The organism is Flavobacterium sp. F52 (assembly GCF_000278705.1).
Classification (GTDB): Bacteria; Bacteroidota; Bacteroidia; order Flavobacteriales; family Flavobacteriaceae; genus Flavobacterium; species Flavobacterium anhuiense.
The window spans coordinates 152,987-175,705 of sequence record NZ_AKZQ01000026.1 but is presented as its reverse complement, the minus strand read 5'-3'; the positions used below and the strand labels follow the sequence as shown (position 1 = coordinate 175,705).

Genomic DNA, 22,719 nt, shown 5'->3' with positions numbered 1-22,719 from the left:
ATTATGAAAAACCGCATCCTATATATTTTCTTCGTCGGTTTTTTTAGTTTGCTGATTTCCTGCGGTACTTCAAAATCAAAAAAACATACGCCTGATATTACCGCTTTCAACAATACAAAACCCATTGTACAAAAATTATCAGACAGCATTTTTCTTTCTGGAAAAAATTCGCTTTTAAAAAACAAACAAGGTCTTTGGGAATTATATGTAGAAGGTGATCCACTCGAAATTGGACTTTCTACTGGTGCTTTGACTGATTCGCTTTTGCACACACAACAACGCATTTTTTTCTCTAAAATTACCGATTTAATTCCGTCAAAATTTCAGCAAAAGCTGCTTCGCCAATTTCTTAAATGGTACAATCGAAAATTGTATTTGAATGTTCCCGACGAATATCAAACGGAGATTTATGGCGTTTCGCAATATACTTCGAATGATTTTAATAATATCGCACCGCAATATCAGCGCAGTTTGTATCTGCATGCAGCGCACGATATTGGACACGCTTTGCAAGATCTGGCTTTGGTTGGCTGTTCTTCTTTTGCTGCTTGGAATGAAAAATCGGAAGATGGAAATTTAATTCTAGCTCGAAATTTTGATTTTTATGTGAATGACGCTTTCGCGGAAAATAAAATTGCGGCCTTTATAAAACCAGAAGAAGGTTATCCGTTTATGATGGTAACGTGGCCTGGAATGATTGGCGCCGTTTCTGGAATGAATTATGAAGGGTTGACCGTTACTATTAATGCTTCAAAATCTAAAATTCCGCTTAGCGCGAAAACTCCTATTTCGATTCTGACCCGAGAAATTTTACAGCACGCCAAAAATTTGGATGAAGCGATTTCTATTACAAAAAAAAGAAAAGTATTTGTCTCTGAATCGATTATGGTTGGTAGTGCCAATGACAACAAAGCGATTTTAATTGAAGTTTCGCCAAATAAAATGGACGTTTATAATGTTTCAAATAGCGATCAATTAATTTGTTCAAATCATTTTCAGGGCGATTCTTTTAAGAATGATAAGCGAAATCTCGAACAAATTGCGAACAGCCATTCTGAATATCGTTATGAAAGAATGCAGGAATTGCTATCTGAAAATCCAAAAGTAAATCCTGAAATTGCTTCGAAAATCCTTCGAAACAAAGAAGGTTTAAAGGACATTTCTTTAGGATATGGAAATGAAAAAGCGCTCAATCAATTGCTTGCCCATCACGGAATTATATTTAAACCAAAAGAAAAATTGGTTTGGGTTTCGGCAAATCCATTTCAATTGGGCGAGTTTGTCTGTTATGATTTAAATGAAATTTTTGGAGAAAACAAAAATGCAGCAAAATCTTTTCAAAAGGAAAATTTAAACATTGCTAAAGATCCTTTCTTAGAAACAACTGCCTTTCAGAATTTTAAAGAATTCAAAATAGAAGATCATAAAATGGACTCGATTTTAAAAAAGAAAGAAACTGTTTCTCCAGAATTCCTTCAGCAGTATCAAGCACTAAACCCTAATTATTGGGTTGTATATTATAAGGTAGGATTGTACTTTTACCAAAAAAAGGAATTTCTTCAGGCAAAGCTTAATTTTGAAAAAACTTTAAGCCACGAAATCACTACAGTTCCGCAAAAAGAAGAGATTGAAAAATATTTAAAAAAAGTCAAAAGAAAAGTACAATGATTCCAGCAATAGAAAAAGATTCTTTAGAAGAGATTAAAATTTTTCAAGAAAAAAAATTAGCCGAACTTTTAGCTTATATCGGCGAAAATTCTCCTTTTTATAAAAGACTTTTTGCAGGACAGAATATTGATATTTCAAAGGTAAAAACGCTGGAAGATTTACAGCATTTGCCTGTTACAACCAAAGAAGATTTACAGCAATACAATGATGATTTTTTGTGTGTTCCGCAACATAAAATTATTGATTACGCTTCGACATCAGGAACTTTAGGAGATCCTGTAACTTTTGGTTTAACCGATTCTGACTTGGATCGTTTGGCTTATAATGAAGCTATTTCTTTTGCCTGTGCCGGAATTGCAGAAGGCGATGTTGTTCAATTGATGACGACAATCGATAGAAAATTTATGGCTGGTTTGGCTTATTTTCTAGGCCTTCGAAAATTAAAAGTTGGCGTAATTCGTGTTGGAGCCGGAATTCCAGAAATGCAATGGGATTCGATTTTAAAATACAATCCGAGTTATCTGATTACAGTTCCCTCTTTTCTTTTGAAATTAATTGAATACGCCGAAATGCACGGAATCGATTATAACAATTCGAGCATAAAAGGTGCCATCTGCATTGGAGAATCTTTGAGAGAACAGGATTTTTCAATGAATATTTTATCCAAAAAAATTACAGATAAATGGAATATTAAGTTGTTTTCGACTTATGCCTCTACTGAAATGAGTACTGCTTTTACAGAATGCGAACATGGAAAAGGCGGACATCATCATCCAGAATTGATCATTGTAGAAGTTTTAGACGAAAATAATCAGCCTGTAAAAAATGGAGAAACTGGAGAACTTACTTTTACTACTTTAGGAATTGAGGCGATGCCTTTACTGCGTTTCAAAACAGGCGATATGGTTCAGTTTCATGACGAGCCTTGCGCTTGTGGCAGAAATACTTTACGCGTTGGACCAGTTGTTGGTCGCAAAAAACAAATGATTAAATATAAAGGAACAACATTGTATCCGCCAGCGATGAACGATGTTTTGAGCAGTTTTGACAATATCGAAAATCATTTGATTGAAATCTCTACAAACGATTTAGGTACCGATGAAATCCTAATTAAAATTGCCGTTAAAAATCAAACCCCAGAATTTTTACAGGAAATAAAAGATCATTTTAGAGCCAAATTAAGAGTTACGCCAAAAATAGAATTTGCTTCAAAAGAAGTTTTAAATCCGTTGGTCTTTAATCCAATGAGCCGAAAACCAATTCGATTTTTTGATTATCGAACTTAAGTAAAGTGACAGAGAAACAAAGATACAAAGATACAAAGTTGAAAAGGCCCTGAGTATAAAACCTTTGCAACTTTGTCACTATGTCACTTTGCACTCAATATCACGCCAATTCGAAGAAAAGTTGTAATTTTGCAAAAAATTACGAAGATGGTCAAGATTGGCAACATAGAATTACCCGAATTTCCTTTATTATTAGCACCGATGGAAGATGTTAGCGATCCGCCGTTTCGCAGGTTATGCAAAACACACGGAGCTGACTTAATGTATTCTGAATTTATTTCGTCGGAAGGATTAATTCGTGACGCTATAAAAAGCCGCATGAAGCTGGATATTTTTGATTACGAGCGTCCTGTTGGAATTCAGATTTTTGGTGGTGATGAAGAAGCAATGGAAATGTCATCTAAAATTGTTTCGACTGTAAAACCTGATTTAGTAGACATCAACTTTGGTTGTCCGGTAAAAAAAGTTGTTTGCCGTGGCGCTGGAGCTGGAGTTTTAAAAGATGTCGATTTGATGGTTCGTTTGACCAAAGCGGTTATCAAAGGAACTGATTTGCCTGTTACGGTAAAAACCCGTTTAGGTTGGGACGAAAACTCTATCAACATTGATGAAGTTGCAGAAAGACTTCAAGACATTGGTATTCAAGCCTTAACAATTCACGCCAGAACTCGTGCACAAATGTACAAAGGCCATTCTGACTGGTCGCATATTGCTCGTGTCAAAAACAACCCAAGAATTACAATGCCAATTTTCGGAAATGGCGATATCGACAGCCCAGAAAAAGCATTACAATATAAAAACGAATACGGAATTGACGGTATTATGATTGGCCGTGCCGCTATTGGTTATCCATGGATTTTTAACGAAATCAAACACTATTTCAAAACAGGAGAACACTTACCTGCACCAACGGTTATTGATCGTGTTGAAGCGGCAAGAAATCATTTAAAATGGTCTATGGAATGGAAAGGCGAACGCTTAGGAATTGTAGAAATGCGTCGTCATTATACTAATTATTTCAAAGGAATTCATTCGTTTAAAGAATTCAAACAAAAACTAGTTACCACAGATGCTCCTGAAGATTTATTCGCTATTATGAAAGAAATCGAGGAAGTTTATGCAGGATATGAATTTGTTTAAAACAGAAAAAAGACCTTCAACTTTGAAGGTCTTTTTTTATATACATTTTAACCAAAATTATTCTAATGCATTTCTTTTGGCTAAATCAATAGCTGATTTTAGTTCAGAAAAAAATAATTTTGCTTCTTTCTCATTTCGAATTGATTTAGTTAGGTTATCGTTATTATTTGATTCCATAACATCTCTGCTGTTTGCAATATTTTTCTCCGAAGCAGAAGCTAAAGCAATTTCCTGAATTTTATTAATCTTATTTTGAATAGAATCTTTCATAAAGCAAATTTAAACATTATTGATTTAAACTAAACATATAATATCTATAAAGATCATTAGTTTTTCTTTGAAAATCAAAAGGTTCAGGTTTTGGTTTAAAAAATGCCAATCCATTATTATCTAGTTCAATTGTTCCGTTTCGAAGTAATCTTACATACCAATCTACTCCAATAATTACCAGAAAATCTTTCAAGTTTTTATAATTATATCTAAACATTCTATGATATAGATTTGCTCGTAAATCATCTGAACCATCAATGCCAATTGAGATATGAGGGTTGTTTTTTAAAAAAGTTATCGAAAACAAAATGATTGTCGAAAACACTTTATTACTATCCTTATGTTTAAGATTTACAGAATCATTTATTTTTCCATTTGCATCAAATGGACCAAAAGCCAAATTATAAACATTAGGTAGTAATGATTCAGCTATGTTTGTAAACTTAACTTTAAGTGGAGTTATTGTATTATCCTTTAATTGCGATTCAAAAATATATTGGTCAAAATTGGGACTTACATATGTGGCTTCAAACGTATCTTCTAAATTAATTTTAATCATAAAAAACAAATTTTACAATACAAAATTAAGGTATTTTTCTTACAAAAAATTATTTGACTTAACAAAACTTTTATTTACAAACTAAACTTGTACCCTCTTCCACTTTCCTCTTTTATAGAAAACAATTCCAGTTAAAGTAATTGCGGTTTCTGCAACAGGAATGGCAATAAAAACTCCTGTTGGTCCCATATTGAAATGCTTCGCTAAAACAAAAGCCAGCGGAATTTGAAATAGCCAAAACCCGAAGAAGTTAATTCCTGTTGGTGTCCAAGTATCTCCAGCTCCATTAAAAGTATTGATTAAAACCATTCCAATTCCGTAGAAAATAAATCCTATGCTCATGATCTGCAAAGCTTCAATCGCAATGGTTTTGACCTGCTGATCATTCGTGAAAAACGAAATAATATATTGTCCAAAAACCAAAGTAATAATCATAATCGAAGCCATGAAAATTACATTATATCTTGCGGTTGCATAAACGGATTTTTCGGCACGTTCAATTTGTTTGGCTCCTAGATTTTGACCAACCAAAGTTGCGGCGGCATTGCTCAATCCCCACGCAGGAAGAATAAAAAACATCATAATTCTCAAAGCAGTCTGATATCCAGCAGAACCGTGGTCTCCACCAGTTGTTGCAACTAACTGCGCCAAGAAAATCCAGCTACAAGAAGCAATTACAAATTGTAAAATTCCAGGTGCCGCAATTTTTACTAAAGCTTTTATCTGTGTAAAATCTGGAGCGAAATATGGTATTTTGATTTTTAAAATGCTATTGCCAAAAAACAAATGATAGACTTGGTATAAAACCCCGATACTTCTTCCAATTGTTGTTGCCAGAGCAGCGCCAACCAGTCCGAAAGCAGGAACTGGTCCAAAACCATTAATTAAAATCGGGCATAAAATAATGTTGCAAATATTGGCAATCCAAAGACTTTTCATAGCAATTGCAGCATTTCCAGCTCCGCGAAAAATTCCATTTATTAAGAACAAAAGCATAATGCATAAACTAGAACCAATCATAATTTGAGTAAATCGAAAACCATGTTCGGCAGATTCTACAGAAGAACCCATTAAAATCAAAATATCTTTTGCGTATATAATTCCGAGAATGCTCATTACACTATTAATAACAAAAGCTACAATAATGGCTTGCATTCCCGCTTTTGCAGCGGCAACTGGATCTTTTTCTCCAATACGTCTTGCTACAACTGCTGTTGCGGCCATGCTCATTCCGATCGCAAGTGAATAAATTACAGTCAATACCGATTCGGTCAAACCGACAGTCTGAATAGCAAAACTGCTGTGTTCCAAATGTCCGACGAAATATAAATCGACCAAAGCAAAAACCGATTCCATCATCATTTCCAAAACCATCGGAATGGCTAATAGAATTACAGCTTTTTTTATACTTCCAGAAGTATAATCAAATGAATCATCGCCTTTTAAGGCTTGTTTTAAAGTGGTAAAAATTTTAGAAAAGAAGCTTTTCTTTATAGTTGTTTCTGTCATGATTATTTAGGATAAATGATAAAATTGGTCCAGATGTAATTTTCAATCTGAACTAAAAAGTAAAACGTAAGTATCCTAATTATTCTAAAAAATAAAATAGGATTAGGCAGAAACAATCATATGCTGTAGATTTTCAAGGCGTTAAATATAAGTAATATTTTTAAAGGAGAAATTAATCTAGTAATTTTTTACTCACTCGGCTACTTGCAATTAGCGAAGCAATAAACCCTAAAGAGATAATTGTCGTCATTACGATGATAACATTTTCAACTGTAAAAACAACTGGATAGGCCAAGGTTGGCGTAATCATGATAAGTTCAAATTTCTGCTGTAATATCACGAGAATAATACCTAAAACAAGTCCGATCAAGCCACCAAAAACACTTAATAAAGTACCTTGAAGCAAAAATATTTTGCGAAGATCGCCAATGTCAGAGCCCAAATTGAAAAGGGTTTTAAGATTTCCTTTCTTTTCTAAAATCATCATAATCAATGCACCAATCAAATTAAAAAGTGCTACAATGATAACGAGAGTAAAAATCAGATAAACCGCGATGTTTTCGGTATTAAGCATTTTATACAAAGACTCGTTTAACTGTGCTCTATTTTTTAAAGTGATCTTATTTTTAAAAATAGAATTAAGTTCTGCTTTTATTGCACTCTCATCTGCATTTTCTTTTAATTTAAATTCTAATCCCGAGATTTGATTGTGCTTGTACATTAGCAATTCTTGCACTAAACCTAAATCTGCAAATACATATTTTGAATCTAAATCTTCGCTAATGGAGTAAATCCCAACTGGTAGAACATCGGTTTTATTGAAAGCCTCTTCGGGATTTTCGATTCCGCCTTTTCCTGGCTTTGGAGCAAAAATTTGAAGTGGATTTTCAAAATCTAAAATTCCCATGGAGAAATTTTGAGCCAAACCATAGCCAATTACAACCTGAAAACTATCCGGTTTTAGCCATTGACCATTAAAAAGTTTTTTCTTGATATCGTTAACAACTGGATATAAACTGTCAACCCCTTTTAAATACGTAACTTGCTGTTTGTCTTTGAATAAAAACAAAACACGCTCTTCTATGATTTTGGTGTAAGAAGCAACACCCTCTATTTCTTTGATTTGTTTTTCCTGATCGGGTGTAATTAAAAATGATTTTCCATAAGTACTTGTCAATTTCAAATCAGGATCGATTTCGTTTGTAAACGAAAGACTAAAAACCTTTAATCCGCTGAAAACAGATAAAACAACAAACAAAGCCATTGTACCAACAATGATTCCCATGCTGGCAATACGGTTGATGATATTGATAGCATTGTTTTTACTGCTGCTAAAAATATAACGTTTGGCTATGTATAAAGGGAAATTCAAATTATGACTTTCTTCTCTTTTCTAAAAGATCACGGTTTTCTATTGGGTTTTCTTTTCCTGCAAGTGCATTGTCAATTTTCTCTATATAATCTAGAGAATCATCTATAAAGAATACCAAATTCGGAACACGGCGCAATTGCAAACGTACACGCTGTGCCAAATCATGTTTGATTAAATTTGAATTTGTTTTTATGGCTTCTAAAGTTTCTTTGGCTTTTTCTTGCGGAAAAATGCTTAAATATACTGTCGCTATAGATAAATCTGTAGTTACACTTACTTTGGATACTGAAATTACCAAGTTCGTAATTCCGTTTTTTCTCACTTCACCTTGCAAAATGTCAACCAGATCTTTCTGAAGAACACCGCCTATTTTTTTCTGTCTATTTGTTTCCATACTGCAAAAATACTAAAATTTAGTCGTATTACATGTTCTTTTAATTCTTTTAAAAGCTGATAAAGGTCATAGCGTTTGAGGGAATTATTCTACATATTTGATATAAATATAAAACTAATCTATCATGAAAAAAAGAGAACCAATTAGCCACATTATGACAAAAACTGTTGTGACTGCAAACGAAAAAGATGATCTTAAAACAGTGGTCGAAAAATTAAAAGCAAATACAATTCGTCACATTCCAATTGTAAGAGGCAAAGAAGTAATTGGAATTATCAGCCGAACAGATATTAACCGATTGACTTTTGGCGCTTTGTTTGAAGGTCAAGACAATGCTGATGAAGCCATATTAGAAATGTTAACCGTTCCTCAAGTAATGACTTCAAAACCAAAAACAGTTTCGTCTGATACTATAATAAGAGATTTAGCCGAAATTTTTGTAAAAGAAGATTTCCATGCTCTTCCTGTTGTTGACAATAGCGAACTTAAAGGTATCGTAACAACAACAGATGTTGTGAGGTACTTCTTAGAACAATACGATTAAAAAAGGGAGCTTTCAGCTCCCTTAAATTTTTATCTGCTTTGCAGCCATCCTTCTGGATTATTGTTTGATGTGTTTTGTAGAATCAGGAATTTAATGATTGTTTTTCCTGTATCTCCACTTGTTCTAACTCTTCCGATAGTCTGTTTAGTTGTCACTTTATCTCCTTGGCTTACCGAAACCGAACTTAAGTTTTGATATACTGTAAAGTAGTCTCCGTGCTGAATTACAACTGCTTTATTTACTGGTGATAATACAATAACCTTAGAAACTTCTCCAGCAAATACTGCTCTAGCGCTTGCGCCATCTTCGGTAGTAATCTCAACTCCAGAATTATGAACAGTGATTGATGGATGCAACGGGTGTGGCTGATCTCCATAACCAAGCGAAATAAATCCTTTTTCTACTGGCCAAGGCAATCTTCCTCTGTTTGCTTTAAAGTCAGCCGCCAGAATTTTATCTTCTGGTGTCAATGCAATTTTTGAAGAAGAAACCGGTGCTTTTGCTTCGCTAGAACCTGGATTTGCTTTTGCTCGTTCTGCAGCTGCTTTTCTGTTTGCTTCGGCAATTGCTTCACGAATTAAACGATCAATCTGTCTGTCAATTCTTTTTGCTTCACTTTGTTTTGATCTAATATCTGCGGCAATTTTATTTTTATCTTTTTTAAGCGCATTAACCAATTTCTGCTGTTCTTTTTTCTCTGCTTCTAGAGTAACTTTCTCTTTTTGATTTTCAGCAATTATCTTCTTTTTTACTTGTCTTTGCCCGTCCAGTTTAGCATTAAATTCTACCAATTGAGCCGTTTTTGACTGAATTTCAAGACCTTGGTTTTTTCTAAAAGCAGTATATTGCTTTAGATATTGTGCTCTTTTGTAAGCTTGTAAAAAACTTTCAGAAGATAAAATGAACATGGCACGACTCTGTTCAGAACGACTTTTGTACGATTTTAGAATCATCTCAGCATAATCTTCTTTTAGAACTTTTAATTCTTTTTTAAGTTTATTTACCTGAACTTGATTAATGTACATGTCGTTACTAATCAGCCTTTCTTGTTTTGCTGTTGTATTGATTAATTTCTCTTTAAGTTTGATTTTATTCGCTTGGATTAAATATTCGTTCACAGCAGATTTCTCTTTTTTTCGAACAGATTGCAACATCTTTTCGTTATCTCTGATTTCCTGCTGAATTTGAGCTTTACGCTGCTCCAGTTTTTCTTGCTGAGAATCCTGCGCCCATACAAATGTAGTGGCACAAATTAAAACTAGACTTAGGAGAAATTTTGGCATGTTTCTGTTTTTATTTTTGCAAATTTACTTAATTGTAACTTTTTTATAACCGCTTGGAACACTATACGGAAAAGAAAGCTCTTCATTAAATGAAATGTTGTTGTAATTTAAATTAATACTTGTTTTGCCTTTTGGCTGAACGGCATTGATTTCTATACTTGTCGGTAATATTCCCTGATCAAAAGTTTTAGTGTCAGAATAAGCAATTTGCAATGTTCTGTTTTCAGACGGTTGCGAAATCTCTTCTTTCTGAATTAAATATTTTTCTCCATCTAAGAAGAAAGTCTTTTTTAAATTAGCATCTTTTTCTTCGTCAAGTCTAAAAAGATTTTCTACGATTGTCTGCGTATATTTTCCTTTTCTTAAATCGTCAAAAGCTTCTCCAACCAATAGATTTTGAACTTTAGAATAGTCTAAATCTGTTCCAAGCCATTTGCTTAAACTTGTAAAATCTCCTTCGTAATAAGTACTGTTTATTTTCTCATAATAACTTACTGCATCAGGAGTTATTAACGCTTTAGCCATTGTAATTCCTAAGAAACGCACACTTATTAAAATCTGTTTGTCTTTTTCGATTCTAATTTCAGCCGTAACATTTTGGCTTTGTTTTTCATCAGCGTATTTTGCACTCGCTTTTATATACAAAGTAGAAAAATCTAACTTATTGTTGTAATGTTTTTCGATTACTTTTTTGTCTTCTTTCTCTACAATGGTCTGGCTTGTATTTCCTTGCACTGCTACTGCTTTTGATTTGCATGAAATTACGGCAATAGACAATACTAGTATTGATATATATTTTTTCATCTAAATTTTATTTTTTCTTTTTTAATAATTCATTTGCCTTCAAAAAGTATTCCTCTTTTTTCTTTGCATCTCCCAATCCATTGTATGCCTCTCCTAACTGAATATTAAAATTTGATTCTAATTTTACGTCATCCACTACATAATCAAGACCCATTTCTAAGACGGTTTTTGCATTTTTAAATTGTTTCTGCTGATTGCTTCCTAAACCAGCATAATAGTAAAATTGAGCCTGACTCGGATAAACTTCAATCAACATCATGGCTCTTTTGGTCATTGGCTCGTATTGTTTTGCTTGCGCATAGGCTTCCAACAACAGCATATTGGTTTCAAGATCTGTATCTGAATTCGCTTTTAAATCTTTTTCGTAATATTTAATCGCATTTTCAAATTGTCCCTTACTATGATAAAATTTTCCAATTTCTTTGGCAACGTCAACCTCTTTATCGTTATCAAAATAAGAAATAGCTTTTTCTAAATCGGCAGAATACTGTGGATTTTTATTTACATAAATCAAAAACTCATTCAAAGTCCTATGTTTGATTTTTGAATCGATTTTTGAACTTGCTAAAATCACATTCATTGATTTTATAGCTTTTTCTGCTTGGTTGGCATCTAAATAGGTTTTGAACAAACTTACCTGTCCCCATTCTGAATTTGGAATTTCTTTTGCCAGCTGTTTTGCTACTTCAAGCGATTTCTCATTTTCATTGTTTTTTGAATACAATAAAATAAGATTCAAATAATTGGATTCTTCTTTCGGATCTTTTTTAATCTGTTGAATTAGATTATCAATTTCAGCATTCTGATATTTTCCTTGAGATAAAATCTGAGCTTTATAAATTTCGCGATCAGAAGATTTTCCGAACTTATCGTTCATTTCATTAATCGCGGTCAATGCCTTGTCATACTGATTGGTAATCATGTATAACGAAATTAAATCATCTTTATATTCTTCGTCAAAAACAATTATTTTTTGTATAATTTCAATCGCCAAAGGATAGTTTTTTGTCTCGTAACTTACATCGTAAATTCCGAGCCAGAACCATTTATTTTTAGGATCAAGCTGTGCCGCTTTTTCAAAAGCAGTCTGTGCATTTTGATATTCTTTCAGCGCAAAATAGTTTTTTCCTAACTCAAAATAAGCAACTGCATCATTGGGTTTAAGTTTAATACATTTCTCCAATGATACAATAGCTTTATCATAATTTTCAATTCCTTTTTGTTTTAATGATTCATAAAATGAGTCTTGATATTCGTCTGTTGCCATAGCAATATCCTCGGGTTCTGTCTGTGCAAAAACCGAAAATGGTGTGCTGAATAAAGCAAAAAACAATATTATGAAAACTCTTTTTTTAATCATTTCTAAAAATTACATTTTAAACAAAACGAAACTTTCTTAATTTTTATTTTATTCTAAAACAGCGTAATCTCCAATACTGATTCTTGTAAATTTGCCATCGTAACTCACATGGTTTCCGATCATTGCATTATCTAAAGCAGCATTTTTAATTTGAGAATAAGTCTGAATCAAACTGTTTTTGATTGTACTGTCTGATACATGGCATCCTTTTCCAAGCGAAACATTTGGACCGATTGTCGTATTTTTCAAAACCACATTTTCTCCAATATAACAAGGAGGAATAATAGTTGAATTTTCTAAAGTCACACCATAATCTACTAAATGCTCTCCGTCATTGTGAAGAAAACCTAGCATCCTTGTATTGGTTTCAACCGTAACATCTTTATTTCCGCAATCCATCCATTCATCAACGCTTCCAGTTTTAAAAACTTTTCCGTTTGCCATCATCGCTTTGATACCATCGTTAATCTGGTATTCTCCACCATTCTGAATATTATTATCTAAAACATTTTGAAGTTCATTTCTTAAGATTCCAACTTCTTTAAAATAATAAATTCCGATAACGGCCAAGTCGCTAACAAATTCTTTTGGTTTCTCGACCAATTCTATAATTTCATTATTCTGGTTCAGCTTAACCACGCCAAAAGCTTCTGGCTGATCTACTTGTTTTACCCAAATTACAGCATCTGCTTCTGGATCTAATTCAAAATCTGCTCTAATTAAAGTATCTGCATAAGCAATTACAGCTGGACCAGAAAGAGATTCTTTGGCACACATAATAGCGTGTCCAGTTCCTAGTGGCTGATCTTGACGATAGATTGAAGCTTTTGCTCCTAATCCTTTTGCTAGATCTTCTAAACTTGCTACAACGTCATCTCCGAAGAAAGCTTCATCTCCTAAAATAAAAGCAACTTCTTCAATTGGTTCTTTTAATATTTTGGCAATATCTTCAACTAAACGGTGTACGATAGATTTCCCTGCAACTGGAATTAACGGCTTTGGAACCGTTAATGTATGAGGCCTCAATCTTGATCCGCGGCCTGCCATTGGCACAATTATTTTCATTATTTACTTGATTTTATGTGAAGATTAAAATCTTCGTTGGGTTTGGTCATCCTTTTTTATTTCACTCCAGTGCTCCCAAAGCCTCCTTCACCTCTTGATGTCTCAGAAAGTGTTTCAACTTCAATCCATTCAGCTCTTTCGTGTTTTGCAATAATCAACTGCGCGATTCGTTCTCCATTTTCGATTACAAAATCGTCATTAGATAAATTTACTAAAATTACTCCGATTTCTCCTCTGTAATCTGCATCAACAGTTCCTGGCGAATTTAAAACCGTTACACCTTTTTTTGCAGCCAAGCCACTTCTTGGTCTTACTTGTGCTTCATAACCAATCGGCAACTCGATAAAAAGTCCTGTTTTTACAATGGTTCTTTCTAAAGGTTTTAACGTGATAGGTTCTATAATATTGGCACGAAGATCCATTCCGGCAGAAGCAATCGTTTCGTAATTTGGTAAATCGTGCTGTGATTTATTAATAATTTGAATTTTCATTTTTGAATATAATTTTCTTAAAACGTCTTATTTTCTCTTCATTATTCCTTTTATAGTATCTTTTTCAAAATGATATACGAGATACATAAAAGCTAAAAGCAACGGAATTCCAACATAATATTTTTCTCTAAATCCGTAAAATGAGATTATTGAAAATAATATGGAAACGCCTAAATAAGCACCAATCTTGTTCATATCATAAGGAATTGGATAATATTTATTTCCTAAAACATAAGAAATAAGCATCATGCTTCCATAAGCTGAAATAGTTGCAATTGCAGATCCGTAATAGCTATATTTCGGAATTAAGAGATAATTTAAAATCAAAGTTACAATGGCGCCCACAATAGATATGTATGCTCCAATTTGTGTTTTATCAGTAAGTTTATACCAAACCGATAAATTGTTGTAAATGCCCAAAAAGAAATTTGCCAAAATAATGAGTGGCACGACTTTCATTGCTTCCCAATATGATTTGTTGTCTAATAACAAATATTTTAAAACGTCCGCAAAAACAATTACACCCAATAAAATCAATGATCCTAAAATCACAAAATACTTGGTAATAACGGCATAAGTCTGCGGTGCGTTTTCATTTTTTGCGTGGCTAAAAAAGAAAGGCTCAATTCCTAATCTGAAAGCTGTCGCAAAAAGAACCATAAATAATCCTAATTTATAACACGCTGAATATGCTCCAACTTCAGATTTTGCTAAATTTTCAGGAAGTAAATAACCCAACAAGATTTTATCGAAATGTTCGTTGACAGCAAAAGCCAATCCAGCAACCAAAATTGGAAGCCCGTATTTCATCATTTTTTTCCAAAGAACAGGATCGAATTTTCGTCCAAGCGAAAGATAATTTGGAGAAAGTACAATAAATGTGGCTAAACTTGCCAAAAGGTTTGCAATGAAAATATAGGCAATTTGGAAATTTTGAACATATAAATTATCCCAAATAGAATTAGGACTTGCCTCTGCCAATTTTGGAAGATATATCAAGAAAAATATATTCAGCAATAAGTTTATCACAACATTTCCAATCTTGATGGCCGCATAAACCATTGGTCTCTGATTGGCTCTAAGTTTTGAGAATGGAATTAAAACCAATGCATCTAAAACTAAAATCCAAATAGTATAGGTAATATACTGGACATCTACTTCTGCTAGATTTGCCAATGTGTTTCTAAAAATCAATCCGGCGAAAAGAAAAATTATAGAAGTCCAAAATATTGAAATGGTAGATGTTGCGATTACATTTTTCTTATCCTCTTCGGCACTATAGAATCTAAAAAATGCAGTTTCCATTCCGTAAGAAAGCACTACGTTAAAGAAAACCATCCAAGACAATACAATCGAAACTTCACCATACTCTGCTGTAGGCAAAATTCCAGTATATAATCTCACTAATAAAAAACTCAGCATTCTTGGTAAAACTGTAGCCAGTCCGTAAATTGCCGTTTGTTTGAATAGATTTTTATATAATCCCAAAATATAATTCTAATAATGTTTGTAAGACAAAAATAACCATTTCTTTTGTTTAATGGGTGCTTTTGTTGATGCAATAAAGAAAACTTCTGATTGTTTTTAAACCGTTAATTTCTTTTCGTCCAAAATTTTTACAAAATGAAATCCTCGCGGAGCGTAACCCTGATTATAATAAAATCGATGAGCACCAAAATTTCCAGTAAATGCATCTAAAACGATACTGCTGCAATTTAATTCGATAGCTTTTTTATCAACATAATCGGTAAGCATTTTCCCGATTCCTTTAGATCGATATTCTGGATTAACAACAAAATTGTCAATCTCAAGATATTTTCCTGTCCAAAGTTTTGTAGCCGACCAGCAGCCAGTTAATCCAAGACAGATATCATCTTCAAAAACTGCAATTTGAATATAATTATGCGGAAGCATTTCAGAAAGAAATGATTTATATTTTTCAAGAGAGATATTGGGATATAAAAATCGAATCGTATTGATTTGAGCTGCCATCTCATCGATAGTAGTAAGCTCTTTTATTTGTAAAGCCATTGTTTAAAAGAAATAGGATTCAAAAATAATTAAAATATAGACTAATAAAATAGACTACATATTTGAAAAATAAATTAAACTTAACAAAAAAAGAAGAAAAGTGTTACAATATATTCTTAAATTACTTATCTTTAGACAATTATATACGCTTTTTTAACACAACATGTGAAATATATAAAATAGAGGTGAAAATTATGTAACATTTTTTTAACACTCTTTATTTAAATTTGTTACAAAGGGAATGAGAAAGCTAGTACAACCCTTTAAAAAAGAAAGCACTGGGACTGATAAAGCTTGTTTGTTCCCATAAAAGACAAAGCATAAGGGATTGATTCAGCTGTACTGTAACCCTAATAAAAACAGAGCACTGGGACTAATAAAGCTTGTTTGTTCCCATAAAAGACAAAGCACAAGGGATTGATTCTGCTGTATTGTAACCCTTAAAAAAACAGAGCATTGGGATTAATAAAGCTAGTTTGTTCCCATGAAAGACAAAGCACACAGAGTTAATCTGTCTATTTTTATAAAATGGTAGTGATTCTCAACTTAACTATAATTTGAGAATCACCATTTTATAAAAGTATTTTTAAAAAAGAATAAAACTTCCAATAAAAAAGAAAAGCCAGCTAATGCTGGCTTTCTTTTTATTTATTATGTAATAGATTATCCATTTAAAGCTTCTGCTCCACCAACAATTTCCAAAATCTCACTTGTAATCGCAGCCTGACGAGCTTTGTTATAAGTTAATTTTAATTGGTTTCTTAAAGCTGTTGCGTTATCTGTCGCTTTGTGCATTGCAGTCATACGCGCGCCATGCTCAGAAGCGAATGAATCGCGGATACCTTTGTATAATTGTGTTTTTAAAGACTTAGGGATTAAAGCCAGTACAATTTCTTCTTTTCCTGGTTCAAAAATATAATCTCCAGAAGTTGCAGCTTTATCAGTATTAATAGGAGCTAACGGTAAAAACTGTTCTACTTGAACAATTTGAGTTGCAGCATTTTTAAACTGATTGTAAACTAACTCAATTCTGTCATATTCTCCAGTTAAAAACTTTTGTGTCAAATCATCCGCAATTCCAGCAACATTTTCAAATGTCAAATGATCAAAAATTGCATTATGATGACCGTGAACTTTATGAGTTTTGCTTAAAGCATCACTTCCTTTTTTACCAATAGCAAAAACATCAACTTGCTTTCCAGCATAAAAATCAGTACGATTTTTAATCTCTTTAATAATATTTGAATTGAAAGCACCACATAAACCTCTGTTTGAAGTTACAGCTACTAACAATACTTTTTTTACTTCACGTTGTGTAGTGTAATCTCCTCCTACTTCACCTTCTAGTGTAGCAGAAAGATCTTGCAATAACTCTGTTAATTTCTCGGCATAAGGACGCATTGCAGTGATTGCATCTTGTGCTTTCTTAAGCTTTGCAGCAGAAACCATTTTCATAGCCGATGTAATCTGCATCGTCGATGAAACGGAAGTAATTCTATTACGGATTTCCTTTAAATTTGCCATCTATTGTAGTTGTTGGTTGTTAGTTGTTGGTTGATAGTTACTTGGATAATTCCAAACAATCAACCAACAACCGTCAACTAATAATTAGTTATATTTTGCTGAAATTTCTTTTGCTGCTTTTTCAATAACGTCAGTAATAGCGTCATCTAATTTACCAGCTTTCAAAGCGTTAAGTGTATCTTTATGTTTGCTGTTTAAGTACGCTAAGAAATCTGCTTCGAATTCTTTTACTTTATTAACAGGAACATTTCTTAATAAGTTTTTAGAACCAGCATAGATAATAGCTACTTGGTTTTCAACTGTATAAGGATCATTTAAACCTTGTTTCAAAATCTCAACGTTTCTTTTACCTTTTTCAATTACGTTTAAAGTAACAGAATCTAAGTCAGAACCAAATTTAGCGAAAGCTTCTAATTCACGGAATTGAGCTTGGTCTAATTTTAAAGTTCCAGAAACTTTTTTCATTGACTTAATTTGAGCATTACCTCCAACACGAGATACAGAGATACCTACGTTAATTGCAGGACGAACCCCAGAGTTGAACAAATCTCCATCAAGGAAAATCTGACCATCTGTAATAGAGATTACGTTTGTTGGGATATATGCAGAAACGTCACCAGCTTGAGTTTCGATAATTGGTAAAGCAGTTAATGAACCGCCACCTTTTACGATAGATTTGATAGAGTCTGGTAAATCGTTCATGTTTTTAGCGATACCATCATCAGCGATTACTTTACAAGCACGCTCTAATAAACGAGAGTGTAAGTAGAAAACGTCTCCAGGGTAAGCCTCACGTCCAGGTGGTCTTCTTAATAAAAGAGAAACCTCACGGTAAGCAACAGCTTGTTTAGACAAGTCATCATAAACGATAAGAGCTGGACGACCTGAATCTCTGAAGTACTCTCCAATAGCAGCACCAGCGAATGGAGCATAAACTTGCATTGGAGCTGGGTCAGAAGCATTAGCAGCAACGATAACTGTATAAGCCATTGCTCCCTTTTCTTCTAACATTTTCGCGATTCCTGCTACAGTTGAAGCTTTTTGTCCAATTGCAACATATATACAGAATACAGGTTTTCCTGCATCGTAAAATTCTTTTTGGTTTAAGATTGTATCGATACAAACAGTTGATTTACCTGTTTGACGGTCACCAATAACAAGCTCACGTTGTCCACGACCAACTGGGATCATAGCATCAACTGCTTTTACACCTGTTTGTAATGGCTCAGTTACTGGCTGACGGAAGATAACTCCAGGAGCTTTTCTTTCTAAAGGCATTTCGTATAAGTCACCACCGATTGGTCCTTTTCCATCAATTGGAAAACCAAGAGTGTTAACTACACGTCCTACCATTTGCTCACCAACTTTAAGAGAAGCAATACGTTGAGTTCTTTTTGCTGTAGATCCTTCTTTAATTCCTGTTGATGGTCCTAATAATACAACCCCAACATTATCCTCCTCAAGATTCAATACGATACCTTCCATACCGTTATCAAATTCCACTAACTCTCCATATTGTACATTAGATAGCCCGTAAACACGAGCAATACCGTCTCCAACTTGAAGTACTGATCCTACTTCCTCTAGCGTAGCACCAGATTCAAAACCTTCTACTTGCTTTCTTAATATTGCTGAAATTTCAGCAGGTTTGATTTCCGCCATCTTAATTTATAATTTAGACACTTTTTGTGTTATAAAACTAATTACTTAACTCTCTTTTTAATACTTGTAATCTGTATGCAACAGAAGCGTTGTACTGATTATCTCCTATTCTCAAAATAAATCCGCCAATGATTGAAGGATCTACTATATTTTCAATTGTAATTTTTTTATCTGATAAAGTTGCAATTTTAGCCAAAACTTTAGCTTCTAAAGCAGCGTCCATTGGAATAGCTGTTGTAACTTTTGCTACTTGAACGCCATTATTTTCATCAAATAATTTATTGTATTCTACTGCAATTGCATCTAGAATTTCAAATCTTTTGTTTTCGAATAATAAACGAAACAAACCTTTAGTTACTCCATTTACATTTGCAAAAACTTCTAAAAGAGCACCTTCCTTAACTTCAACAGTTGTTGTTGGGTTTTGAATAAATGTACTCAATTCTTGATTAGTCTCAATTGCAGTTGCAATTGATTTCATATCGTTATTGACAGCTTCGGCAACACCTTTAGAGTTTGCTAAGTCTAGAATTGCTTTTGCATAACGAATTGCTGCTCTTGTACTTGCCATAATCTTAGTTTAACTTTACGTCACCTAACATTTTCTCAACCAATTTAGTTTGAGATTCTTTGTTAGATAATTCTTCTTTCAATAATTTTTCAGCAATACTCAATGATAGAGAAGAAACTTGAGATTTCAATTCCGCCATTGCAGCATTTTTTTCGCTTTCGATAGCTGCTTTAGCTTGGTCAATCATTTTTTGACCAGCTTCTTGAGCTTCGTTTTTAGAATCAGCAATCATTTTCTCTTTCATTTCGCGAGCTTCTTTCAACATCGCGTCACGTTCAGCACGAGCTTCATTCAAAATTCTTTGATTGTCAGCTTGTAAATTTTCCATTTCTCTCTTTGCGTTTTCAGCAGAAAGCAATGCATTTTTAATACCTTCTTCTCTTGCAGTAATAGATTCCATAATTGGTTTCCAAGCAAATTTTACTAAAAGTAAAATCAATATTACCAAGATTAAAGCTTGCCAGAAGAATAATCCGAATGAAAAATCGTTAATTAACTTATCCATTTTATATAACTATATTAAATATTTAATTTCTTTTTTAAAAGTAACAACATCTTTAACCAACCGTTAAAGATGCTGTTATTTCTCTCTTTATTATTTTCCTAAGATTAAAGCAGCGAATGCTAAACCTTCTAATAAAGCCGCGATAATAATCATCGCAGTTTGAATTTTACCAGCAGCTTCTGGCTGACGAGCAATAGCGTCCATAGCAGATCCACCGATTTTACCTAAACCTAAACCTGCACCGATTACTACTAAACCAGCACCTACTAAAGTTGGAATTGTTCCCATAACTATTTATATATATAAAATTAAACTTCTAAAATTAAATAATCGCAGTTTCGTCTTCGTGGTGGTGAGCGTGATCATGATCTTGAACAGCCATACCAATAAACAATGATGATAACATTGTGAAGATAAACGCTTGTAAAAATGCAACTAAAACTTCAATAACAGAGATGAACAAAGTTAATCCTAATGAGATTGGCAAATCTGCTGCTAAATTTTTTCCAACAAAGATCATTGCAATTAAACTCATAATTACTACGTGACCTGCAGTAATGTTTGCGTACAAACGAATTAATAATGCGAATGGTTTTGTTAATGTTCCTAAAACCTCAATTGGAGCTAAGATAATTTTCATTGGAACTGGCACTCCTGGCATCCAGAAGATGTGTCCCCAATAATCTTTGTTTGCACTAAATTGAGTAATGATAAATGTAAAGGCCGCTAAACAAACTGTAATAGCAATGTTTCCTGTTACGTTGATTCCTAGTGGAGTCATTCCTAATAAGTTTAAAACCCAAACAAAGAAAAATACAGTTAATAGGTAACCCATATATTTACGGTATTTTTTCTCTCCAATATTAGGAACTGCAATTTCATCTCTGATGAAAATTACAAGTGGTTCTAAAACTCTACCAAATCCTGTTGGGATTGGTCCTTTTTTGTATGATTTTGCTAAACCAGTAAACATGAAGAACAATAATACTGATACGAAAAGCATTGAAACAACATTTTTAGTAATTGAAAAATCTAATGGTTTTTCGTTTGATGGATGACCGTGCTCATCAAAGTTGATTGTTCCGGCAGCATCTGTTTTGTAAATTTTACCGTGAACTAATTTGTAGTAGCTACCGTCAACTTCTGCAACTTCTTCTCCGTGGTGTAATTTTGAAGAAGAGAAAACTTTTAAACCTCCATCAATAAGGATAACTGGTAATGAGAAACCGTAGTGTTTATTTTCTTTTTCATCTGAAAAGAAAACAAAGTCATGAGAATCTTGTAAGTGGTGATCAATAAAAGCATCCACTTTTGCCTTTGGGTCAAGAGCAACATGCTCTCCTTCTTGGTGAGCATTATGTGAAACTACTTTCTCTTCATGAGCAGTTTCAGTTTGAACATGCGTCGAGTCATTCTCTGGATTTGCAAAACCCATAATCGGTAGAGAAGCTACAAAAGCAGCAAGAATAAAGCTGAGTGGTTTGTTTGAAATCACCATATCGTGGAAAATCTTATTTTTTTACGTTTCTAAAATTTGGTGCAAAGGTACATTTTTTATTAATATTCAAAAGGATATGAAAAATTATTTTTAAACCTTGTTTTAAAGAATTGTTATTTTAAGGCTTTTCATTTAATAATCGGACAGTTAAAAGCGTCTGAAATAACAAAAACAGCACAAATGTTATAAAAAAACTGACTTTTTCAATATTGGTTTCCTCAGTTTGATTTTTTAAAATTGGCTGCAGAACTAGATAGGCTAATAACATTTGTGTAAAAGTTCCAAATAGAAATGTCATCCCAACGATTTCAAAATTCTTCTTTTTTACTACTAATAATATAAGGTATAATAAAGATGAAATTGCGAAAAAAGATATGTACAGTAATTCTAAACTGTAATGAAATTTGTCCGCATTAATTTCACTAAAGAAAAAAACGGCTTTATGTAGAATATAAGTTCCTAAAGCAAGGCATAACAAATAAAAAATCGGTTTGTAATTTTTTGAAAGCATTTGAAATAATTTTAGTGCAAAGATGCAACTTTTATCTCTAGCCATTTTATATACAAACTACTTTGTTTTATTGATATCATTTACTTGTCGGATTACATTATATAATGCAACTCCAACACCAACTAGTACAAAAATGGTATTATAATACACTTTCGGGCTCGGATGTTCTTCATCAAGCCAAGTTCCGAAATAAGAGAATACAAAAATAATGACTCCCATTTGAAATGGAATATTAATAAATGCGAGCCATTTATTTCTCCTATTATTATTCGGCTCCTTTTCCATCTTCTAGCATGATTACAGGATTCGAATGGGCAAGCATGGTACAGGTTGCTGTGAAGTCCGCTCCTGGTTCTATCGAAAGTTTTCCTACTGCCACTTCTCCGTGTATTTGAGCAGTCGATTTAATATTAAGGGTTTCTAGAACTTTTATCTTCCCGTGAAATTCTCCTTCAATATCAGCATTGTTACAAATTATTTCTCCTTTAACAGCTCCTTTGGCCCCAATCACTATTTTGCCTTGCGAAGTAAAGTTTCCTATCAATTCGCCGTCTAATCTAAAATCGGCTTTTGAGACTATATCTCCTACGATTGATGTTCCTTCAACAATTCTATTTGTTCTTCCTAATTGTTCAGTTCCGTTTTTCTTTACTTTTTCAAACATGGCGGTTA

At 33.3% G+C, this 22,719-nt stretch carries 24 protein-coding genes; 4 read left to right on the top strand and 20 right to left on the bottom strand.

The window, feature by feature from the left end:
- Positions 1 to 3 precede the first annotated feature (3 nt).
- From FF52_RS12225 to dusB, 3 genes are all read left to right on the top strand, one after another.
- Positions 4 to 1,668 (top strand): acyl-CoA--6-aminopenicillanic acid acyl-transferase, encoded by a 1,665-nt coding sequence (locus FF52_RS12225; RefSeq protein ID WP_008465861.1) that lies wholly within the window; start codon positions 4 to 6, stop codon positions 1,666 to 1,668.
- On the top strand, positions 1,665 to 2,954 hold the full coding sequence (locus FF52_RS12220) for a phenylacetate--CoA ligase family protein (RefSeq protein WP_008465859.1): 1,290 nt from the start codon (positions 1,665 to 1,667) through the stop codon (positions 2,952 to 2,954). Before FF52_RS12225 ends, FF52_RS12220 begins: the two co-directional genes overlap by 4 nt.
- Before the next feature lie 147 nt (positions 2,955 to 3,101).
- The gene (gene dusB / locus FF52_RS12215; protein WP_008465858.1) at positions 3,102 to 4,094 is read left to right on the top strand and encodes a tRNA dihydrouridine synthase DusB; all 993 of its coding nucleotides are present in this window, start codon (positions 3,102 to 3,104) and stop codon (positions 4,092 to 4,094) included.
- Positions 4,095 to 4,151: 57 nt separating this feature from the next.
- On the opposite strand, the gene FF52_RS12210 is transcribed toward dusB, so the two are convergent.
- The 5 genes from FF52_RS12210 to rbfA all read right to left on the bottom strand — a co-directional run bounded on the left by FF52_RS12210 (position 4,152) and on the right by rbfA (position 8,198).
- Positions 4,152 to 4,364: a hypothetical protein gene (locus tag FF52_RS12210; protein ID WP_008465857.1), complete on the bottom strand. Its 213-nt coding sequence runs from the start codon at positions 4,362 to 4,364 to the stop codon at positions 4,152 to 4,154.
- A gap of 16 nt (positions 4,365 to 4,380) precedes the next feature.
- Positions 4,381 to 4,923, bottom strand: coding sequence for a DUF6934 family protein (locus FF52_RS12205; protein WP_008465856.1), 543 nt, complete (start codon positions 4,921 to 4,923; stop codon positions 4,381 to 4,383).
- A gap of 81 nt (positions 4,924 to 5,004) precedes the next feature.
- Positions 5,005 to 6,432 carry an MATE family efflux transporter gene (locus FF52_RS12200; protein WP_008465854.1) on the bottom strand — a complete coding sequence of 476 codons (1,428 nt, stop codon included), beginning with the start codon at positions 6,430 to 6,432 and terminating at the stop codon, positions 5,005 to 5,007.
- 172 nt (positions 6,433 to 6,604) lie between these two features.
- Positions 6,605 to 7,804, bottom strand: a complete 1,200-nt coding sequence (locus tag FF52_RS12195; protein WP_008465853.1) for an ABC transporter permease — start codon at positions 7,802 to 7,804, stop codon at positions 6,605 to 6,607.
- A 1-nt stretch (position 7,805) separates the two neighbouring features.
- On the bottom strand, positions 7,806 to 8,198 hold the full coding sequence (rbfA, locus tag FF52_RS12190; RefSeq protein ID WP_008465852.1) for a 30S ribosome-binding factor RbfA: 393 nt from the start codon (positions 8,196 to 8,198) through the stop codon (positions 7,806 to 7,808).
- Positions 8,199 to 8,322: 124 nt separating this feature from the next.
- On the opposite strand from rbfA, the gene FF52_RS12185 reads away from it, so the two are divergent.
- Positions 8,323 to 8,742 (top strand): CBS domain-containing protein, encoded by a 420-nt coding sequence (locus FF52_RS12185; protein ID WP_008465851.1) that lies wholly within the window; start codon positions 8,323 to 8,325, stop codon positions 8,740 to 8,742.
- A gap of 29 nt (positions 8,743 to 8,771) precedes the next feature.
- On the opposite strand, the gene FF52_RS12180 is transcribed toward FF52_RS12185, so the two are convergent.
- The 15 genes from FF52_RS12180 to FF52_RS12105 form a co-directional block, all read right to left on the bottom strand.
- Positions 8,772 to 10,025, bottom strand: coding sequence for a murein hydrolase activator EnvC family protein (locus FF52_RS12180; protein ID WP_008465850.1), 1,254 nt, complete (start codon positions 10,023 to 10,025; stop codon positions 8,772 to 8,774).
- A gap of 24 nt (positions 10,026 to 10,049) precedes the next feature.
- Entirely contained in the window at positions 10,050 to 10,829 is a 780-nt protein-coding gene (locus tag FF52_RS12175) for a DUF4292 domain-containing protein (RefSeq protein ID WP_008465848.1), read from the bottom strand.
- A 7-nt stretch (positions 10,830 to 10,836) separates the two neighbouring features.
- Entirely contained in the window at positions 10,837 to 12,189 is a 1,353-nt protein-coding gene (locus FF52_RS12170; protein ID WP_008465847.1) for a tetratricopeptide repeat protein, read from the bottom strand.
- Positions 12,190 to 12,237: 48 nt separating this feature from the next.
- Positions 12,238 to 13,254, bottom strand: a complete 1,017-nt coding sequence (locus tag FF52_RS12165) for a sugar phosphate nucleotidyltransferase (RefSeq protein ID WP_008465846.1) — start codon at positions 13,252 to 13,254, stop codon at positions 12,238 to 12,240.
- Positions 13,255 to 13,310: 56 nt separating this feature from the next.
- Positions 13,311 to 13,745 (bottom strand): dUTP diphosphatase, encoded by a 435-nt coding sequence (dut, locus tag FF52_RS12160; protein WP_008465845.1) that lies wholly within the window; start codon positions 13,743 to 13,745, stop codon positions 13,311 to 13,313.
- A gap of 27 nt (positions 13,746 to 13,772) precedes the next feature.
- Complete coding sequence (locus FF52_RS12155) at positions 13,773 to 15,233, bottom strand: lipopolysaccharide biosynthesis protein (RefSeq protein ID WP_008465844.1); 1,461 nt, start codon at positions 15,231 to 15,233, stop codon at positions 13,773 to 13,775.
- 96 nt (positions 15,234 to 15,329) lie between these two features.
- Positions 15,330 to 15,776, bottom strand: coding sequence for a GNAT family N-acetyltransferase (locus FF52_RS12150; RefSeq protein ID WP_008465841.1), 447 nt, complete (start codon positions 15,774 to 15,776; stop codon positions 15,330 to 15,332).
- Between the two features lie 663 nt (positions 15,777 to 16,439).
- Entirely contained in the window at positions 16,440 to 17,300 is an 861-nt protein-coding gene (gene atpG, locus FF52_RS12145) for an ATP synthase F1 subunit gamma (protein ID WP_008465839.1), read from the bottom strand.
- Positions 17,301 to 17,384: 84 nt separating this feature from the next.
- Positions 17,385 to 18,962, bottom strand: a complete 1,578-nt coding sequence (atpA, locus tag FF52_RS12140; protein ID WP_008465838.1) for a F0F1 ATP synthase subunit alpha — start codon at positions 18,960 to 18,962, stop codon at positions 17,385 to 17,387.
- Between the two features lie 37 nt (positions 18,963 to 18,999).
- The gene (atpH, locus tag FF52_RS12135) at positions 19,000 to 19,533 is read right to left on the bottom strand and encodes an ATP synthase F1 subunit delta (protein WP_008465837.1); all 534 of its coding nucleotides are present in this window, start codon (positions 19,531 to 19,533) and stop codon (positions 19,000 to 19,002) included.
- A gap of 4 nt (positions 19,534 to 19,537) precedes the next feature.
- Positions 19,538 to 20,038, bottom strand: a complete 501-nt coding sequence (locus FF52_RS12130) for a F0F1 ATP synthase subunit B (RefSeq protein WP_008465836.1) — start codon at positions 20,036 to 20,038, stop codon at positions 19,538 to 19,540.
- A 90-nt stretch (positions 20,039 to 20,128) separates the two neighbouring features.
- The gene (gene atpE / locus FF52_RS12125; RefSeq protein WP_008465835.1) at positions 20,129 to 20,326 is read right to left on the bottom strand and encodes an ATP synthase F0 subunit C; all 198 of its coding nucleotides are present in this window, start codon (positions 20,324 to 20,326) and stop codon (positions 20,129 to 20,131) included.
- A 34-nt stretch (positions 20,327 to 20,360) separates the two neighbouring features.
- The gene (gene atpB, locus FF52_RS12120) at positions 20,361 to 21,536 is read right to left on the bottom strand and encodes a F0F1 ATP synthase subunit A (RefSeq protein WP_008465834.1); all 1,176 of its coding nucleotides are present in this window, start codon (positions 21,534 to 21,536) and stop codon (positions 20,361 to 20,363) included.
- 568 nt (positions 21,537 to 22,104) lie between these two features.
- Complete coding sequence (locus tag FF52_RS12110; RefSeq protein WP_008465831.1) at positions 22,105 to 22,332, bottom strand: AtpZ/AtpI family protein; 228 nt, start codon at positions 22,330 to 22,332, stop codon at positions 22,105 to 22,107.
- Positions 22,313 to 22,711, bottom strand: a complete 399-nt coding sequence (locus FF52_RS12105; RefSeq protein ID WP_008465829.1) for a bactofilin family protein — start codon at positions 22,709 to 22,711, stop codon at positions 22,313 to 22,315. Before FF52_RS12105 ends, FF52_RS12110 begins: the two co-directional genes overlap by 20 nt.
- Positions 22,712 to 22,719 lie beyond the last annotated feature (8 nt).

Bases quoted from the DNA above. Each gene is read 5' to 3' on its own strand.
- FF52_RS12165 (WP_008465846.1), bottom strand. From the start codon at position 13,254: ATGAAAATAATTGTGCCAATGGCAGGCCGCGGATCAAGATTGAGGCCT.
- FF52_RS12110 (WP_008465831.1), bottom strand. From the start codon at position 22,332: ATGGAAAAGGAGCCGAATAATAATAGGAGAAATAAATGGCTCGCATTT.
- FF52_RS12105 (WP_008465829.1), bottom strand. From the start codon at position 22,711: ATGTTTGAAAAAGTAAAGAAAAACGGAACTGAACAATTAGGAAGAACA.
- rbfA (WP_008465852.1), bottom strand. From the start codon at position 8,198: ATGGAAACAAATAGACAGAAAAAAATAGGCGGTGTTCTTCAGAAAGAT.
- dusB (WP_008465858.1), top strand. From the start codon at position 3,102: ATGGTCAAGATTGGCAACATAGAATTACCCGAATTTCCTTTATTATTA.
- atpA (WP_008465838.1), bottom strand. From the start codon at position 18,962: ATGGCGGAAATCAAACCTGCTGAAATTTCAGCAATATTAAGAAAGCAA.
- FF52_RS12210 (WP_008465857.1), bottom strand. From the start codon at position 4,364: ATGAAAGATTCTATTCAAAATAAGATTAATAAAATTCAGGAAATTGCT.
- FF52_RS12220 (WP_008465859.1), top strand. From the start codon at position 1,665: ATGATTCCAGCAATAGAAAAAGATTCTTTAGAAGAGATTAAAATTTTT.
- FF52_RS12200 (WP_008465854.1), bottom strand. From the start codon at position 6,432: ATGACAGAAACAACTATAAAGAAAAGCTTCTTTTCTAAAATTTTTACC.
- FF52_RS12180 (WP_008465850.1), bottom strand. From the start codon at position 10,025: ATGCCAAAATTTCTCCTAAGTCTAGTTTTAATTTGTGCCACTACATTT.
- FF52_RS12150 (WP_008465841.1), bottom strand. From the start codon at position 15,776: ATGGCTTTACAAATAAAAGAGCTTACTACTATCGATGAGATGGCAGCT.
- atpB (WP_008465834.1), bottom strand. From the start codon at position 21,536: ATGGTGATTTCAAACAAACCACTCAGCTTTATTCTTGCTGCTTTTGTA.
- atpE (WP_008465835.1), bottom strand. From the start codon at position 20,326: ATGGGAACAATTCCAACTTTAGTAGGTGCTGGTTTAGTAGTAATCGGT.
- FF52_RS12225 (WP_008465861.1), top strand. From the start codon at position 4: ATGAAAAACCGCATCCTATATATTTTCTTCGTCGGTTTTTTTAGTTTG.
- FF52_RS12185 (WP_008465851.1), top strand. From the start codon at position 8,323: ATGAAAAAAAGAGAACCAATTAGCCACATTATGACAAAAACTGTTGTG.
- atpG (WP_008465839.1), bottom strand. From the start codon at position 17,300: ATGGCAAATTTAAAGGAAATCCGTAATAGAATTACTTCCGTTTCATCG.
- atpH (WP_008465837.1), bottom strand. From the start codon at position 19,533: ATGGCAAGTACAAGAGCAGCAATTCGTTATGCAAAAGCAATTCTAGAC.
- FF52_RS12170 (WP_008465847.1), bottom strand. From the start codon at position 12,189: ATGATTAAAAAAAGAGTTTTCATAATATTGTTTTTTGCTTTATTCAGC.
- FF52_RS12175 (WP_008465848.1), bottom strand. From the start codon at position 10,829: ATGAAAAAATATATATCAATACTAGTATTGTCTATTGCCGTAATTTCA.
- FF52_RS12130 (WP_008465836.1), bottom strand. From the start codon at position 20,038: ATGGATAAGTTAATTAACGATTTTTCATTCGGATTATTCTTCTGGCAA.
- dut (WP_008465845.1), bottom strand. From the start codon at position 13,745: ATGAAAATTCAAATTATTAATAAATCACAGCACGATTTACCAAATTAC.
- FF52_RS12205 (WP_008465856.1), bottom strand. From the start codon at position 4,923: ATGATTAAAATTAATTTAGAAGATACGTTTGAAGCCACATATGTAAGT.